We start from the raw sequence: 13,877 nt of genomic DNA, 5'->3' as shown, positions 1-13,877 counted from the left end.
GTCCGCGAGGGATGGCCGGGAGGCAGCGGTGGGTAGCTGCGGAGTGGAAGGCGAGTGCCAGGGATGGACGCAGTGCTCGTGTGCCGAAGGGCGGCGGTGGCGCGGAGGTCGAGCGGCACGAGCGCGGTGCCTGCTCAGCAGCTCATCCGTCAGACGTCCAGCCACTCGCGCCTCCTTTCAGCTCATCGTTGCAAGACTATTCCGGCCCGCGCAGCCGCAGCCGCGTCCTCGGCGTAGCGCTTGGCAACGGCGGCCGACATCGGCTGTCTGCGCAGGACGAGCTGGTGGTAGAGCGGCGCCGTCGCCAGCATCAGCACGCGCTCAGCGTCAGTGCCAGCCGGTACTTCGCCACGTTCGATCGCCCGGGTGACGACGATGGCGCTGCGCTCGTACCGATCCCGCCAGAATCCGCTGAGCGCGTCAGCCGCACCCTGCATCCGGAAGGACGCCGCGATGACCGCCACGGTGAGCGAGGCCGCAGCCGCGAGCGCAGTACGGACCTCACGGTTGAGCGAGACCAGATCCCCCTCGAGCGAGCCGGTGTCGGCCGGTGCCCAGCTGTCGTCGGCACCGGTCGTCAACAGGTCGACGAGCAAACCCTCGACGGTCCCCCAGCGGCGATAGACCGTCGTCCGATGGACGCCGGAGCGGGCCGCGACGCCATCGACAGTCAGCCCGTCGTAGCCGTGCTCGGCCAGTTCTTCACCGACAGCCGCCAGTACTGCGGCCCGGGTCCGGGCGGTCCGGCCACCCGGTCTGGTTGCGTTCTCGGCTGGGCTCATGTGAAGATCTTAATGCAACACCAGTCGCATTAACAATTGACGGCAAGGAGAAACCTCTTGCAGAGCACGGAATTCAGGATCGCCGAGCCGGCCGAAGGCCCGTACGGCGTGGCGCTGGGTGGTCGCCCTGGTGAGGTCTGGACGACGTTGGTGCACGCCGGTGTGGTGGCGCGGCTCGCCGAGGGGCAGGTCGAGCGGTTCGACCTCGGGGCAACGGGGAGCCGGCCGAGCGTGATCGTTCCGGGCCCGGATGGCGCGATGTGGTTCACCCGCAACGGGGACGACCGGATCGGCCGGATCGGGGCCGACGGGGTGGTGTCGTCGATCGAGGTGACCGCGGGCGGTGCGCCGTACGGGCTGTGTGTTGGGCCGGATGGCGCGTTGTGGTTCACGGCGATGAACACCGATCGGATCGGGCGAGTCACTATTGCCGGCGACGTGACGGAGTTCGAGACTGGGACGACCGGTGGGTTCCCGGCGTTCATCACCGCGGATGACGGGCTGTGGTTCACGCTCAACCAGGGGAACGCGATCGGGCGGATGTCCGTGGATGGCGAGGTGATGACCTATCCGCTGCCCACCGATGCTGCTGGACCGGTGGGGATCAGCGCGGGACCGGGTGGAGTGTGGTTCACCGAACTTATGGCCGGGCAGATCGGCCGGATCGACGCGGACGGGAAGATCGAGGAGTTCCCGCTTCCTGATCGCGCGTCCAAGCCGCATGCGGTGACGGCGACGCCTGACGGCGGATGCTGGGTCACCTTGTGGGGTTCGAGTACTGCGATCCGGCTGGACCCACAGGGCGCTGTCGTCGAGGAAGTTGCCCTGGGCGAAGGCACTGAACCACACGGCCTCGTCCTGACCGCCGACGGCGAACTGTGGGTGGCGCTGGAGATCGGTGTTCTTGCCCACATCCACGCCTAGGAGTGAGGCGATTCATCCTGTAGGGGGAGGCCGGTACGGCGCAGGAGGAGCAGTGTGGATTGCGTGACCACACTGGTTGGACCTGGCAGATCGGCTTTGGCTCGGCGCGGGTGGGGCCGGCATGTGCTGGATGTTGTGGCGGTGGGACGGCCTGCGTTCTGGGTTGTTTCGGTGGTGCCGTACTACGTGGGCATCCTGCTCGCTACGCATCGGCTCGTGCCGGAGGTCGGGGACTGGCCTCGCTTGGCGGTCGGCGCGTTGGTGATGGGACCGCTGCTGTGGCTTTCGGTGCTGGCGATCAACGACGCGCACGACCTGCCGGGCGATCTGCTCAATCCGCGCAAGTCCAAGTCGCCGTTGCTCGACGGGCGGGTGTCGCTCACCGAGGCCAAGCGGCTTGCGGTCGGGGCCGGGATCGCGTCGGTCGTGATCGCGTTGTTCGTGGGGACGACCTTCGCGCTCGGAGTGCTGTTCGCGGTGGTGCTCGGGTTTGCCTACAGCGTTCCGCCGGTGCGGTTGAAGACTCGGGCCGGCTTCGACGTCGCCTCGAATTCCCTTGCCCTGGGCACCTTTGGGCCGTTGGCCGGCTGGGCCGCGGTCGACTCCGACCTGAGCGGATTCCCCTGGCTGATGGCGTTGCAGGGCACGCTGGCCGCGATCGGGCTCTACCTGCCGACCACGCTGGCCGACCTGGCGGCGGATCGCGCGGCGGGGTACAAGACGATCGCGGTTCGCCTCGGCGCGCGGGCGACGTACCGGCTGGGGTTCGCGTTCTGGATCGCGGCGGCCGGGCTGTCCGTCGTACTGGCCGCACTGGATGCGGTGATTCCGCGGAGCATGCTCGCGCTGGAGATCGTGATGGTGCCGGTGCTCGTGGCGGCGTACCGGCGGTTCATCGGGCCGGGGATGACGTTCAAGGGCGTTGTCATCCTGGCGTCGCTCTTCCTGTTCCCCTGCGGCACCTTCGCGCTCACCTACACCGGCGTCCTCTGACTCACACAACGGCGGTTCCAGCCGTTCCATCGGTATGAACTGGAGAGAAGAACTCGACGAACACGGCTGCGCGCTGACGCCACCCCTGCTCACGCCCGAGCAGTGCGAGGAGATCTCCGGCCTGTACGACGAAGTCGCGCGCTTCCGCTCCACCATCGACATGGCCCGCTACCGCTTCGGCTCGGGACAGTACCGGTACTTCGACCACCCGCTCCCCGACGTCGTCGCCAAGCTCCGGGAGGAGTACTACCCGCAATTGCTCCCGGTCGCCCGCGAGTGGGCCGCCAAGCTCAACCGCCCGGCGCCCTGGCCGGACACCCTCGAAGAGTGGCTCGACGACTGTCACCGAGCGGGCCAGACGAAGCCCACGCCGATCCTGCTCAAGTACCAGGCCGGCGACTGGAACGCCTTGCACCGCGACCTGTACGGCGAGCTTGTGTTCCCGCTGCAGATCGTGATCGGGCTGAACCGGCCGGGCGTCGACCATGAAGGCGGCGAGTTCCTGCTGGTCGAGCAGCGGCCGCGGGCGCAGTCGCGGGGCACCGTCACGATGCTGCCTCAGGGGCAGGGGCTGATCTTCACCACGCGCGATCGACCGGTGAAGTCGGCGCGCGGCTGGTCGGCCTCGCCCGTCCGGCATGGCGTCAGCACCGTCAGGTCAGGGATCCGGCACACTGTCGGGCTGGTTTTCCACGACGCCGCTTGACGCCTGGCCGACACCGCCGACCGGGCTCTGTGAGCCGATTCGCTGGTGGAACGGGCGGCCCTCGACCGCGGCGATCACCTCGTCGAGAAGCCGGCCGAGTGGCATCGAGAGCTCGGCGTCCAGCTCGGCCATCGCGGCGGTGGTCGCCTGCCACTCGGCCTCGATGGTGGGCAGCAGTTCGCGGGTCTTGTCAGTGAGCTGCACGATCCGCTGCCGCGCATCCGTGCCGGGCTCGAGCGTGACAAAGCCCGAACGGTTGAGCTGGGCAACCGTCTGGCTCGCGGCGGAGTGCGTCACGCCGACCGCCGCGGCCAGCGCCCGGATCGGTAGCGGGCCTTCGGCGACCAGCGTCCGGACGATCGGCGAGAACCTCGGCCGGTACTCCGGCAGGCCGAGCTCCAGGTAGACCTTCGCCACGTCACCGTCGAGCAGTTCGAGCACGTGCCGTAATCGGGTACCGATCGCGCCTTCCATGCAGGTAATCTAACAGCACTGTTACATCTAGGGCGGAGGCACCGATGCACCCGGAGACCGAGCCGTACGACCACGGACAGCTCGACGTGGGAGACGGCCAGCTCGTCTACTGGGAGGTCTGCGGCAACCCCGACGGCAAGCCGGCCGTCGTCCTGCACGGCGGGCCAGGCTCGGGGGCCGGGCCGTTCTGGCGTCGCTTCTTCGACCCGGCGAAGTACAGGATCGTGCTGTTCGACCAGCGCGGCTGCGGCCGCAGTACGCCGGATGCCGCTGAGCCGGACGCCGATCTGAGCGTCAACACCACCTGGCATCTGGTCGCCGACATCGAGCGGTTGCGCAACCACCTCGGCATCGAGAAGTGGCTCGTCCTGGGAGCGTCGTGGGGCGCGACCCTCGCCTTCGCGTACGCCGAGCAGCACCCGTCGTCGGTCTCCGAGATCGTCCTCTTCAGCGTGACGACCTCGACGCCGCGGGAGGTCGAGTGGCTCACCCGGGAGATGGGCCGGATCTTCCCCGAGGAGTGGACGCGGTTCCGGGACGTCGTACCGGTTGAGGAGCGGGACGGGAATCTCGCACTGGCCTATAGCCGGATGCTGCACGATCCCGACCCGGCTGTGCGGGACAGGGCTGCTCGCGCTTGGTGCGAGTGGGAGGACACGCATGTGGCGACGTACCAGGGGTACAAGCCGGACCCCCGGTATCAGGATCCGATCTTCCGGCTGCGGTTCGCGCGGCTCGTATCGCACTACTGGGGTCACGCTGGCTGGCTCGAGGACGGCGCGTTGGTCCGCGACGCGGGCAAGCTGGCGGGGATTCCTGGGGTGCTCATCACTGGCCGGCTCGACATCAGCAGTCCGCCGGACAGTGCCTGGCGGATGGCGCAGGCCTGGCCGGATGCCGAGCTGCATATCGTCGGCGATGCCGGACACGGTGCCGGGCAGGCGAGCGTCTCCGATCTGGTGCTGGCCGCCATTGAGCACTTCGCGGGTCGCTGAGCAAGCCCCGGTCGGCCGGACTAGCCCGGTTTGAACGAAAAAGTTGATCTCTCACCTTTACATCGTTAGACCGCACCCCTGAGGGTGGTGGGATGACCGTGACCCGCTCCGAACTCGAGACCGACTACAGCCTGAGCCGGACCTCGGTCGCCGCCTTCGCCGAGCAGGGCTTCGTGAAGCTCAAGCGGGTGCTGACGCCGGAGACCATCGCGGCGTACGAGGCGGAGATCTCCGGCAAGGTGATCGAGCTGAACACCCAGCACCTGCCGCTGGAGGAACGCGACACCTACGGCAAAGCCTTCCTCCAGGTGATGAACCTCTGGCAGGACAGCGAGCAGGTGCTGGAGTTCGTGTCGTCACCTCGGCTGGCGCGGATCGCGGCGCAGCTGCTCGGCGTACCGTCGGTGCGGCTTTACCACGATCAGGCGCTCTACAAGGAGTCCGGCGGTGGCGTCACGCCTTGGCATGCGGACCAGTACTACTGGCCGTTCGCGACCGATCGATGCGTGACGGTGTGGATCCCGCTGCAGGAAACCCCGATGGAGATGGGCCCACTCGCGTTCGCCGCCGGAAGTCATCGCTTCGAGCACGGCCGGGACCTGCAGATCAGCGACGAGTCCGAGCGCGTACTGCAGGAGGCGCTCGCCGATCAGAACTTCCCGCAGATCTCCGAGCCGTACGAGCTGGGCGAAGTCAGCTACCACCTCGGCTGGACCTTCCACCACGCCGCGGCGAACAACACCGACGTACCGCGCCGGGTGATGACGATCATCTACGTAGACGCGTCCATGGAGATCACCCCACCCGCCAACACCTACCAGGAAGCCGACCTAACCACCTGGATGCCCGGCAACCGCCCCGGCGACAAAATCTCCTCCCCCTTGAACCCGATCCTGTACTGACCTCAGGAGCTGTAGGGATTCGTCAGGGTGATCGGCGTACGGGCAATCTCCAGGATCGGCTCTGGGAAGCGCGAACCAGCGGTGTAGTACCGGGCCCGGGTTCGGCCGACCGGCTGGAGGAACTGGGCCGTCACGAGGTCTCGGAGATCACGCTGTGCCTGTTGGCGATTGAGGCCCTCGGACTGTTCGTAGCGAGAACGTCTGACCCTGGCTTCCATGGCGATGTCATGTAGAGCGCTGATCACGCGCTCGTCGAGACCTGCCTGCTTGACGAAGTCACCAAGCAACGTCCACACCCGCGCGGAGCGGTCGAGACGACTCTGAACGGTCTGTGCCTGTTGGTGATAGGCGACGAGGTTGAAACGGATCCAGCTGGCGACATCCTGCTCGGGAAGGTAGACGGCTCCGCGCAGGGTGAGCTCCCGGTAGTACTCCCAGGTGTTGCCGGGGCGCCCGAGCCACGCCTCGATGGACGAGAACTCGGGCGCCAGCACTCCTTCCCGCGCGATCATCAAGGTCTGTAGCGAGCGGGACATCCGCCCGTTGCCGTCGGCCCAGGGGTGGATAGAGACCAACTGCAGGTGCGCCATCCCGGCCCGGACCAGGAGATGCGTGGAGTCTTCCGCGTTCAGCCAGTCGACCAGCTCTGCCATCAGCGCCGGGAGCTCGGCGGCGGGGGGTGCCGTATAGGCGGCAATGCTGGGATCGCGGACATCGGTGACGTAGACAGCCCCCTTGCGCCATTGCCCGGCCGGCTTGCGGGCAGTGTGTCGATGCCCTTGGAGCATCCAGTGCAGCGCGTTGAGAAATCCCTTGCTGTAGGTGAAATCCTCGACATCGTGCAGCGTCTGGAGATAAGTCATCATGCGCTGGTAGGCCAGCGTCTCCTCGCGATTCTCGTCGGAGATCTCAACATCGCGCTCACCGGCCATCAGGTCCTCGACGTCAACTGTCGAAACCTTGAACCCCTCGATCGAGTTGGATCCCGCCACGGCATCGGCGGTCAGGAACTTCCGCAGACCGGCCGTCCATTTGGTGGGAGTCGCCCGCACCTGGTGACGCAGCGCTTCCCGCATCCGGTCGATCTCGGCGAGAACACGCTCGTCAGCAGCACTGAGAGCTGGAGTCGGGAAAAGCATGACTTCAATCTAGATTGATACAATCATTACGTCAATGTTTCATCGCCTGGTTCGTATGTGCCTAGGAAGCCGCGGTCGTGTAGCGGGCGGCGAGGTGGGTGGCGGCGTCTTTTAGTTCTTGGGGGCCGGTGAATTCCAGGTCGGTTTCGAACATGCCGAAGTTGGCGGCCAGGCCGGTCCAGGACCAGCCGTTCATGGTCAGGCGGCAGGTGGTTTCCGTGATCTCTTCCACCACGGAGTCGCGGCCGGACCAGCGGGCGATGTCGGAGGCCTTCGCCTGCAGGATCGCCGTCCCGCGGCACGGCCACTGGTCCTGGGTTTTGAAACGGCTCGAGATGTACGTCGAGATGTCGGGGGCGGGCAGCTCGCGTGGGGTGAAGCGTGGGCCGGTCGGCGTCTTGGGGAGCATGCGGTCCACTCGGAAGGTGCGCCAGTCGTTGCGGTCGAGGTCCCAGCCGACCAGGTACCAGCGTCCGCCCCAGGTGACCAGGTGGTGTGGCTCGACCTTGCGTGGTGGCACCCACTCCCCCTCCGTCGCGCCCGGCGAGGCGTAGTCGAAGCGCAGTACTTCGCGGGCACGCAGCGCGGTACCGATCGCGATCAGGTGCTCGGAGTTCACCTTCGTCCGGCGCGAATCGGGGTACTTGTCGACGGTGGTCACCTGGAGTGCGTCGACGCGTTGGCGCAAGCGCGCCGGCATCACCTGGCGGACCGTGGCGAGTGCGCGCAGGGCGCCTTCCTCGATGCCGGTGACCGAGGTCGTCGCGGTCTGCAGCGCAACGGCGACCGCGATCGCCTGGTCGTCATCGAAGAGCAGCGGGGGCAGGTCGGCGCCCGCGTCGAGACGGTAGCCACCGTCCGGCCCTTTGCTCGCGCGGACCGGGTAGCCGAGGTCGCGCAGGCGGTCCACGTCGCGGCGGACCGTGCGCGGGCTCACCTCCAGCCGTTCGGCCAGCAGCGCGCCCGGCCAGTCGCGGCGGGCCTGAAGCAGGGACAGCAGCGAGAGGAGTCGAGCCGAGGTTTCGGACATGACCTCAGATTGCCATGGGTAACGGTCAGAACCTGTCCTCTACTGCTGGAAATGTTCGTGATGTCAGCCCCAAGATCTCAAGGAGACATCGTGATCAGCACCCGAGAGCTCACCAAGGACTTCGTGGTGAGCCGTACCGAGACCGTGCACGCGGTTCGTGGCATCAGCCTGGACGTCGAGCCGGGCGAGCTCGTCGCCGTCCTCGGCCCGAACGGCGCCGGCAAGACGACGACCCTGCGGATGCTCACCACCCTGATCGCCCCGACCTCCGGCACGGCGAAGGTCGCCGGGTACGACGTCAGCACCGATCCGGGCCAGGTACGCCGGCAGATCGGGTACGTCGGCCAGGGCAACGGCGCGGGCCACTCGCAACGGGTCCGCGACGAGCTCTATGGCCAAGGCGTGATCTACGGTCTCGACTCGCGGTCCGCGAAGCGCCGGAGTGAGGAGCTGCTCGAATCACTCGAGCTCGGCGAGCTGGCCCGGCGCAAGGTGTCCGAGCTGTCCGGTGGTCAGCGTCGCCGGCTGGATGTCGCGATGGGCCTGGTGCACGCACCCGGGCTGCTGTTCCTGGACGAGCCGTCGACCGGGCTGGACCCGCAGAACCGGGCCAACCTGTGGGACCACATCCTGCGGATGCGCGAGCAGTACTCGATGACGATCGTGCTCACCACTCATTACCTGGATGAAGCGGACTCGATGGCCGAGCGGGTCGTCGTGGTCGACCACGGCGAGGTGATCGCCGATGACACCGCCGATGCCTTGAAGGCGAAGCTGGCGGGCGACCAGCTCCTCCTCACCGTTGCCCCTGGCAACCTCGCACGAGCCGCCGAGCTCACAGAACAGTTGCTTGGTGCAAGAGATGTGGTTGCCCAGGGCGACCAGATCAGCGTGCGAGTGGCGAACGGGCCGGAGGCTCTGCCCGAACTGATCGGCGCTGCCCAGCGGACCGGAGTACCGGTGGCTGCGGCGCAGGTGATCCGGCCGACGCTCGATGACGTGTTCCTCAATCTCACCGGCCGCAGCCTCCGCGAGGCCGACGCCAATGGAAAGGCCGCAGCATGAGCACCCTCACCGTTCCCACCGTCGCTGTCGAGATCACCCGGTCCGTCAAGCGGAACCTCTTCCGCGACACGTCGATCGTGATGCGGCGCGAGCTGAAGCCGGTCCTGCACGACCCGTTCTCGTTGATCTTCGGGATGATCCAGCCACTCGTCTTCCTGGCCCTGTTCGGCCCGCTGCTGGCGGGATCGCTCGGCGGCACGCTCGACGGCGGCGTCTGGCAGTGGTTCGTGCCGGCCATCCTGGTGATGACGACCTTGTTCGGTACGTCGGCCACCGGGTCGAACCTGCTGTTCGAGTTCCAGACCGGCGCGCACGAGCGGATGCTGGTGACGCCGTTGTCCCGCTCGTCGCTGCTGATCGGGCGGGCGCTGAAGGAGATGGTGCCGCTGTTCGGGCAGGCGGTGATCGTGGTCGCGGTGATGATCCCGTTCGGCTTCGACCTGCACCTGGGCGGTGCGGTCGTCGGGCTGGCGCTGCTGGCCGTGTTCGGGATCGGACTGGGCTCGTTCAGCTACGCGCTGGCGATCGCGGTCCGCAAGCAGGACTGGATGTTCTGGGTGGTGCAGCAGACTTTCCTGTTCCCGCTGATGATCCTGTCCGGGATGCTGCTGCCGCTGGAGACCGGGCCGGAGTGGATGCGGGTCGCGTCGAAGTTCAACCCGCTGTCCTACCTGGTCGACGCCGAGCGGACGCTGTTCGCCGGCGATGTCAGCTCGACGACCGTGCTCTGGGGTTGGATCGCCGGCCTGGTCACCGTCGCGGCCGGCCTGACGGTCGGGATCCGCACGATGCTCCGCTCGGCCGACTGACACTACGAAGGGAACCCGAGGCTCTCGGGTTCCCTTCGTGCGTTAGCGGAGATGCGCCGCGGAGATCTCGTTGAGGTGGATGAGGACGTCGTACGTGTGGGAGAGCCGCGTCGGCAGCTCCGGCCACGGGTAGCCGGTGCCGATGTCGCGCGTCAGCCGGGGTACGGCGAGCCAGGCGCGAGTCCCGGCGGGCAGTCGGCGCAGATCAACGAAGTAGTCGCGGTACGGGACCTTGTCGAGGGTGTACTCGTTGCTGCCCGGCGCGGCCGGCGGCAGGTTGAAGACGCGGAGTTCGCCGGTCGAGGTGTCGTGGGCGTTGAACGAGCCGTGATCGAAGGAGAAGCCGATGTTCACGTAGTCCCGGCCGAGCTGCTCGCGCAGGAACTGGCCCTGGACCGTCGGGTACTCCTTCGGCGAGTTCGACTCCAGCGCGATGTGCCCGTTGTGCGCCGACAGCATGACCTTCGCCCCGGTCGCGCGAGCCCACCAGGCCGTGTTGTCCGCCATGGCTTCGTCGCGGAAGTACATCGCCTTCGGGGTCTCCTCCGGGTTCGTGACGTCGAAGGAGTAGAGCTTCGAGACCTGCCAGATCGCCCGGGCATGTTGCAGCGCCCAGGTCCGCTGAGGACCGGCCGGCAACGACTCGACCAGTACTACGGCCCGTCGGGCGGCCGCCTCGATCTTGACCCGCTCGGCCAGCGGCTTACCGAAGTACGCCGCGCTCCAGTCCTTGTACTCCGCGTCGGAGCGGATAGCGGCGTACAGGCTCTTGATCTCGGGGAGCTGGGACGGGCGAGTCTTGCCGACGTAGCTGATGACTCGGTCGAGCAGGGCGGGGCTGGCGTAGCCGACGTCGTTGCCGACGAAGTGGAGCTTGCGGGCGTGAGTGCGGTTGTAGGAGCGCATCCACTCGATCAGGTCGAGATACTCCTGCGCGTTCCAGAACTTGTACGCGTCCTGGAACTGGCTGCGCATGATCTCGCGCGGATCGCCGACCCCGCTGACGACGTACCGGTCGAGCTCGAGGCCGGTGCTCCATGGCGCTTCGAGGGCGAACGCTGTGAAGCCCCTCTCCTCGACGAGCGAACGGAAGATCTTGTGTTTGAGGGTGAAGAACTCGCTCGAGCTGTGGGTGGCCTCGCCGACTCCGACGACCCGTGCGTTCCCCACCATCGCGGTCAGCGGCTTCAGGTCCCGCAGGCTGCCGCCCGCATCGGTACTGCGGATCGGCTGCGCCGCTCGGGTCAGCGCGGGCACCGGACTGGGTGGAGCCGCGGTCGCGGTCACCGTGGACAGGGGCAGCAGTGCCGCCACGAGTAAGGCCGGCGTTGCCAGGAGCCACTTCATGAAGATCCTCCGGAGGGTCGGAATCAAGTACTCCCAACCCTTTCCGGAACGGCCCGCGCGTCCCATCCAGCAGCCACCCCACCTGGGGTGGCGCCTGCTCTACCTTCCGAGCTTATGCACCGACCCGGCGATCGGCCCGCCGGGCGAGCTCTCCACGTGCAGGTAGACGTCGTCGTGCTCGAAAACCGTCGGCTCCATGCACGGAAACCTAGCTGGCGTGGGGTGCGGATGCCCCATGGATCAGCGGGAGCGCTGAGTCCACGGGGGATCCGGCGGCGGTCATCGTCCGGCTGTGTAGACGTTGACCGGGGGGCGACTGGTGTCGGTTGTGCTGCCTGCGCCGGCCTGGAGGGCGAGGGCGAAGGCGATGACCGCGAGGGTGCTGGTGAGGGTGCGGATGTTGTTGGCGGGGTTCCATTTGGTCAGGTAGTTCTGCCATTCGGCGGCGCCCGCGGTGGAGTTGGGGTCGATGGTCGCGAGGTGATCGTTCAGCGGCAGGTTGATGGCCATGCTGACGACTATCACGCCGACCAGGTAGAGCGCTGAGCCTGCGACTACCCACCACTTGCCAGGGGTGTCCTGGACGAAAGCCAGGATCACGAGCGCCACGCAGACCAGCGCAGTACCGAGGAAGATGAGCAGGAACAGCGGGTTCTGGATCCTGACGTTGATCAGGTTCATCGCGGTCGCGCCCTGGCCGGCCGGCATCCGCTGCAGTGAGCTCATGACCGCCGTACCGAAGCAGAAGCACACCCCACCGATCAACGCGCTGCCGACCAGCCCGGAGAAGATCAGGATCCTGGTGAGATTCATGCGGACCACACTCCAGTCTTCGCGGTCTCCCGCGCCCAGTCCGCGAAGTCGCGAGGCGCCCGCCCGAGCACCTGCTGGACTCCCTCCGACACGTACTCCGAACGGTGGTTGCGGATCACCGCGAACAGGTCACGGACCGCCTCCGAGTCCTCCTGCGGCTGCCCGTAACTGACGAGCTCGGCGACGAACTCCTCGGGCTCGAGGTCGACGTACTGGATCGGCCGGCCGGTGACCTCGGACAGTTCGGCGCCGACCTCGGCCATCGTCAGCGTGCGCGGCCCGGACAGCGAGTAGGTCTCGCCGGTGTGCCGCTCGTCGAGCAGCGCGGCCGTCATCACGTCGCCGATGTCATCGGTGTCGATCCAGGCCTCGGCGCCGTCACCGGCCGCCACCCGGATCTCGCCACCGAGCACGTAGTCCAGCAGGAAGTCCTCGCTGAAGTTCTGGGCGAACCACGCGGGCCGGACGATGGTCCAGTCGGCGCCGCTCTCCCGGACCGCGTTCTCCAGCGCGACGCTGCTCTCGTAGACGGCGAAGTCGCGCCCCGGGCTGCCGACGCCACGACCGGACAGCAGCACCACCCGGCGCAACCCTTCGGACGCTGCCTGCTTGATGAACTCTCCAGCGCGAGCCAGTCCGGTCGGACCGACCGGCGGTGCGAGGTACGCCGTGTCGATGCCGGCGACCGCCCCCTCCCACGTGCCCTCGTCGTACCAGTCGAAGCGCTGTTCGCTCGACCGCGAGGCGAGCCGGAAAGGGACGCCACGGGCGTCTAGTTGTGCTGCGACGCGGCGGCCGGTCTTGCCCTTGCCGCCGATGATCAGGATCGGTGCTGTTGTTGTCATGGCGTAAGTTCATCGCGATCTGGTGAGACAAACCATGGTTGTCTGACGCAATTCGATGTCTGAGAGTCTCATCCTGGGATAGGCTGTCCGACATGGATGTCCTCGATGATCTGCTCGCCGGCACCCGCGCGCGGGGCGGGGTGTTCAACCTGACCATCCTGGATCCGCCCTGGGGTCTGCACATCGTCGACGAGGCGCCGCTCGCGCTGGCCACCCTGGTCCGCGGCTCCGCCTGGATCATCCGGGACGGCCAGCCGCCGGTCCGGATGGAGGAGCGCGACGTGGCTGTCCTGACCGGCCCCGAGCCGTACGTCGTCGCCGACCAGCCCGACACCGAGCCGAACCTGCGGATCCACCCGGGTGGCATCTGCGAGCCGTTGCCTGGGGCCCCTATTGACTACAGCGCGCGGCTCGGCGTCCGCACCTATGGCGCCCGTCCGGACGGCGAGGCGATGGCTGTCAGCGGCACCTATCAGCTGGAGGGTGACGTCAGCCGCCGGTTGCTCACGGCGCTGCCGCCGGTGCTGGTGGTGCCCGCGGCGGAGGTCGCTGGTCACGTGATGGACATGGTGATGGGCGAGATCCAGCGCGACGAACCTGGCCAGCAGTCCGTTCTCGACCGCTGGCTCGATCTCGCGCTGATCACCACTTTGCGCGCGTGGTTCGCCCGGCCCGAGTCGCACGCACCGGGTTGGTACCAGGCGCAGAGCGATCCGGTCGTCGGCCTCGCGTTGCGGTTGCTGCATGAGGAGCCGGCGCATCCGTGGAGTGTGGTTGAGCTTGCCGACCGCACTGGGGTCTCCAGAGCCAGCCTGGCCAGGCGATTCAGCGGACTGGTCGGCGAAGCACCGATGGCGTACCTGACCGGCTGGCGGATCGCGCTGGCCGCGGACTTGTTGCGCGAGACAACGGACACGGTGGAGTCGATCGCCCGCAAGGTCGGTTACGCCAACGCGTTCGCGCTCAGCGTCGCCTTCAAACGCGTCCGCGGCACCAGCCCGACGGCACACCGGCGCGCCGCCTAGCGCTCCAGGATCCAGGCCAGGTCGGTCA

15 protein-coding genes are annotated in these 13,877 nt (G+C 67.4%); 8 read left to right on the top strand and 7 right to left on the bottom strand.

Going from position 1 to position 13,877, the window contains the following annotated elements; all coding sequences use genetic code 11:
* Positions 1 to 182: 182 nt before the first annotated feature.
* Entirely contained in the window at positions 183 to 782 is a 600-nt protein-coding gene (locus tag A3ES_RS0131950; protein ID WP_020390921.1) for a TetR/AcrR family transcriptional regulator, read from the bottom strand.
* 57 nt (positions 783 to 839) lie between these two features.
* On the opposite strand from A3ES_RS0131950, the gene A3ES_RS0131945 reads away from it, so the two are divergent.
* From A3ES_RS0131945 to A3ES_RS0131935, 3 genes are all read left to right on the top strand, one after another.
* On the top strand, positions 840 to 1,706 hold the full coding sequence (locus tag A3ES_RS0131945; protein ID WP_020390920.1) for a Vgb family protein: 867 nt from the start codon (positions 840 to 842) through the stop codon (positions 1,704 to 1,706).
* Between the two features lie 141 nt (positions 1,707 to 1,847).
* On the top strand, positions 1,848 to 2,699 hold the full coding sequence (locus A3ES_RS0131940; protein ID WP_020390919.1) for a UbiA prenyltransferase family protein: 852 nt from the start codon (positions 1,848 to 1,850) through the stop codon (positions 2,697 to 2,699).
* 34 nt (positions 2,700 to 2,733) lie between these two features.
* Positions 2,734 to 3,405, top strand: coding sequence for a 2OG-Fe(II) oxygenase (locus A3ES_RS0131935; RefSeq protein ID WP_020390918.1), 672 nt, complete (start codon positions 2,734 to 2,736; stop codon positions 3,403 to 3,405).
* On the opposite strand, the gene A3ES_RS0131930 is transcribed toward A3ES_RS0131935, so the two are convergent.
* A complete protein-coding gene (locus tag A3ES_RS0131930; RefSeq protein ID WP_026163395.1) occupies positions 3,358 to 3,879 on the bottom strand; it encodes a MarR family winged helix-turn-helix transcriptional regulator in 522 nt (173 codons plus the stop codon). The genes A3ES_RS0131935 and A3ES_RS0131930 overlap by 48 nt on opposite strands.
* A 44-nt stretch (positions 3,880 to 3,923) precedes the next feature.
* Between A3ES_RS0131930 and pip the strand changes: the two genes are divergently transcribed.
* Together pip and A3ES_RS0131920 are read left to right on the top strand one after the other, a co-directional pair.
* Positions 3,924 to 4,874, top strand: coding sequence for a prolyl aminopeptidase (gene pip / locus A3ES_RS0131925; protein ID WP_020390916.1), 951 nt, complete (start codon positions 3,924 to 3,926; stop codon positions 4,872 to 4,874).
* Positions 4,875 to 4,966: 92 nt separating this feature from the next.
* Positions 4,967 to 5,776, top strand: a complete 810-nt coding sequence (locus tag A3ES_RS0131920; RefSeq protein WP_020390915.1) for a phytanoyl-CoA dioxygenase family protein — start codon at positions 4,967 to 4,969, stop codon at positions 5,774 to 5,776.
* A gap of 2 nt (positions 5,777 to 5,778) precedes the next feature.
* On the opposite strand, the gene A3ES_RS0131915 is transcribed toward A3ES_RS0131920, so the two are convergent.
* Both A3ES_RS0131915 and A3ES_RS0131910 read right to left on the bottom strand, forming a co-directional pair.
* Entirely contained in the window at positions 5,779 to 6,915 is a 1,137-nt protein-coding gene (locus A3ES_RS0131915) for a Fic family protein (protein ID WP_020390914.1), read from the bottom strand.
* A gap of 61 nt (positions 6,916 to 6,976) precedes the next feature.
* Entirely contained in the window at positions 6,977 to 7,945 is a 969-nt protein-coding gene (locus tag A3ES_RS0131910) for a helix-turn-helix transcriptional regulator (RefSeq protein ID WP_020390913.1), read from the bottom strand.
* A 90-nt stretch (positions 7,946 to 8,035) separates the two neighbouring features.
* Here A3ES_RS0131910 and A3ES_RS0131905 point away from each other — a divergent pair, with 90 nt between their 5' ends.
* Together A3ES_RS0131905 and A3ES_RS0131900 are read left to right on the top strand one after the other, a co-directional pair.
* Positions 8,036 to 9,010: an ATP-binding cassette domain-containing protein gene (locus tag A3ES_RS0131905; RefSeq protein ID WP_020390912.1), complete on the top strand. Its 975-nt coding sequence runs from the start codon at positions 8,036 to 8,038 to the stop codon at positions 9,008 to 9,010.
* Entirely contained in the window at positions 9,007 to 9,819 is an 813-nt protein-coding gene (locus A3ES_RS0131900; protein WP_020390911.1) for an ABC transporter permease, read from the top strand. Before A3ES_RS0131905 ends, A3ES_RS0131900 begins: the two co-directional genes overlap by 4 nt.
* 42 nt (positions 9,820 to 9,861) lie before the next feature.
* Here A3ES_RS0131900 and A3ES_RS0131895 read toward each other — a convergent pair whose 3' ends face one another.
* From A3ES_RS0131895 to A3ES_RS0131880, 3 genes are all read right to left on the bottom strand, one after another.
* Complete coding sequence (locus A3ES_RS0131895) at positions 9,862 to 11,166, bottom strand: erythromycin esterase family protein (protein WP_020390910.1); 1,305 nt, start codon at positions 11,164 to 11,166, stop codon at positions 9,862 to 9,864.
* A 279-nt stretch (positions 11,167 to 11,445) separates the two neighbouring features.
* Positions 11,446 to 11,979, bottom strand: a complete 534-nt coding sequence (locus A3ES_RS49140) for an anthrone oxygenase family protein (protein WP_020390908.1) — start codon at positions 11,977 to 11,979, stop codon at positions 11,446 to 11,448.
* Entirely contained in the window at positions 11,976 to 12,824 is an 849-nt protein-coding gene (locus A3ES_RS0131880; RefSeq protein ID WP_020390907.1) for an NAD(P)H-binding protein, read from the bottom strand. Before A3ES_RS0131880 ends, A3ES_RS49140 begins: the two co-directional genes overlap by 4 nt.
* A gap of 92 nt (positions 12,825 to 12,916) precedes the next feature.
* Here A3ES_RS0131880 and A3ES_RS0131875 point away from each other — a divergent pair, with 92 nt between their 5' ends.
* Complete coding sequence (locus A3ES_RS0131875; RefSeq protein ID WP_020390906.1) at positions 12,917 to 13,849, top strand: AraC family transcriptional regulator; 933 nt, start codon at positions 12,917 to 12,919, stop codon at positions 13,847 to 13,849.
* The last annotated feature ends 28 nt before the right edge of the window (positions 13,850 to 13,877 follow it).

The organism is Kribbella catacumbae DSM 19601 (genome assembly GCF_000372465.1).
Lineage (GTDB): Bacteria > Actinomycetota > Actinomycetes > Propionibacteriales > Kribbellaceae > Kribbella > Kribbella catacumbae.
Note: the sequence above shows the minus strand (reverse complement) of the source record. Positions and strands in the feature narration are given on the sequence as shown.

Coding starts and splice junctions, on each gene's coding strand:
- A3ES_RS0131950 (WP_020390921.1), bottom strand. CDS start 782: ATGAGCCCAGCCGAGAACGCAACCAGACCGGGTGGCCGGACCGCCCGG.
- A3ES_RS0131935 (WP_020390918.1), top strand. CDS start 2,734: ATGAACTGGAGAGAAGAACTCGACGAACACGGCTGCGCGCTGACGCCA.
- A3ES_RS0131930 (WP_026163395.1), bottom strand. CDS start 3,879: ATGGAAGGCGCGATCGGTACCCGATTACGGCACGTGCTCGAACTGCTC.
- pip (WP_020390916.1), top strand. CDS start 3,924: ATGCACCCGGAGACCGAGCCGTACGACCACGGACAGCTCGACGTGGGA.
- A3ES_RS0131920 (WP_020390915.1), top strand. CDS start 4,967: ATGACCGTGACCCGCTCCGAACTCGAGACCGACTACAGCCTGAGCCGG.
- A3ES_RS0131915 (WP_020390914.1), bottom strand. CDS start 6,915: ATGCTTTTCCCGACTCCAGCTCTCAGTGCTGCTGACGAGCGTGTTCTC.
- A3ES_RS0131910 (WP_020390913.1), bottom strand. CDS start 7,945: ATGTCCGAAACCTCGGCTCGACTCCTCTCGCTGCTGTCCCTGCTTCAG.
- A3ES_RS0131900 (WP_020390911.1), top strand. CDS start 9,007: ATGAGCACCCTCACCGTTCCCACCGTCGCTGTCGAGATCACCCGGTCC.
- A3ES_RS0131895 (WP_020390910.1), bottom strand. CDS start 11,166: ATGAAGTGGCTCCTGGCAACGCCGGCCTTACTCGTGGCGGCACTGCTG.
- A3ES_RS49140 (WP_020390908.1), bottom strand. CDS start 11,979: ATGAATCTCACCAGGATCCTGATCTTCTCCGGGCTGGTCGGCAGCGCG.
- A3ES_RS0131880 (WP_020390907.1), bottom strand. CDS start 12,824: ATGACAACAACAGCACCGATCCTGATCATCGGCGGCAAGGGCAAGACC.
- A3ES_RS0131875 (WP_020390906.1), top strand. CDS start 12,917: ATGGATGTCCTCGATGATCTGCTCGCCGGCACCCGCGCGCGGGGCGGG.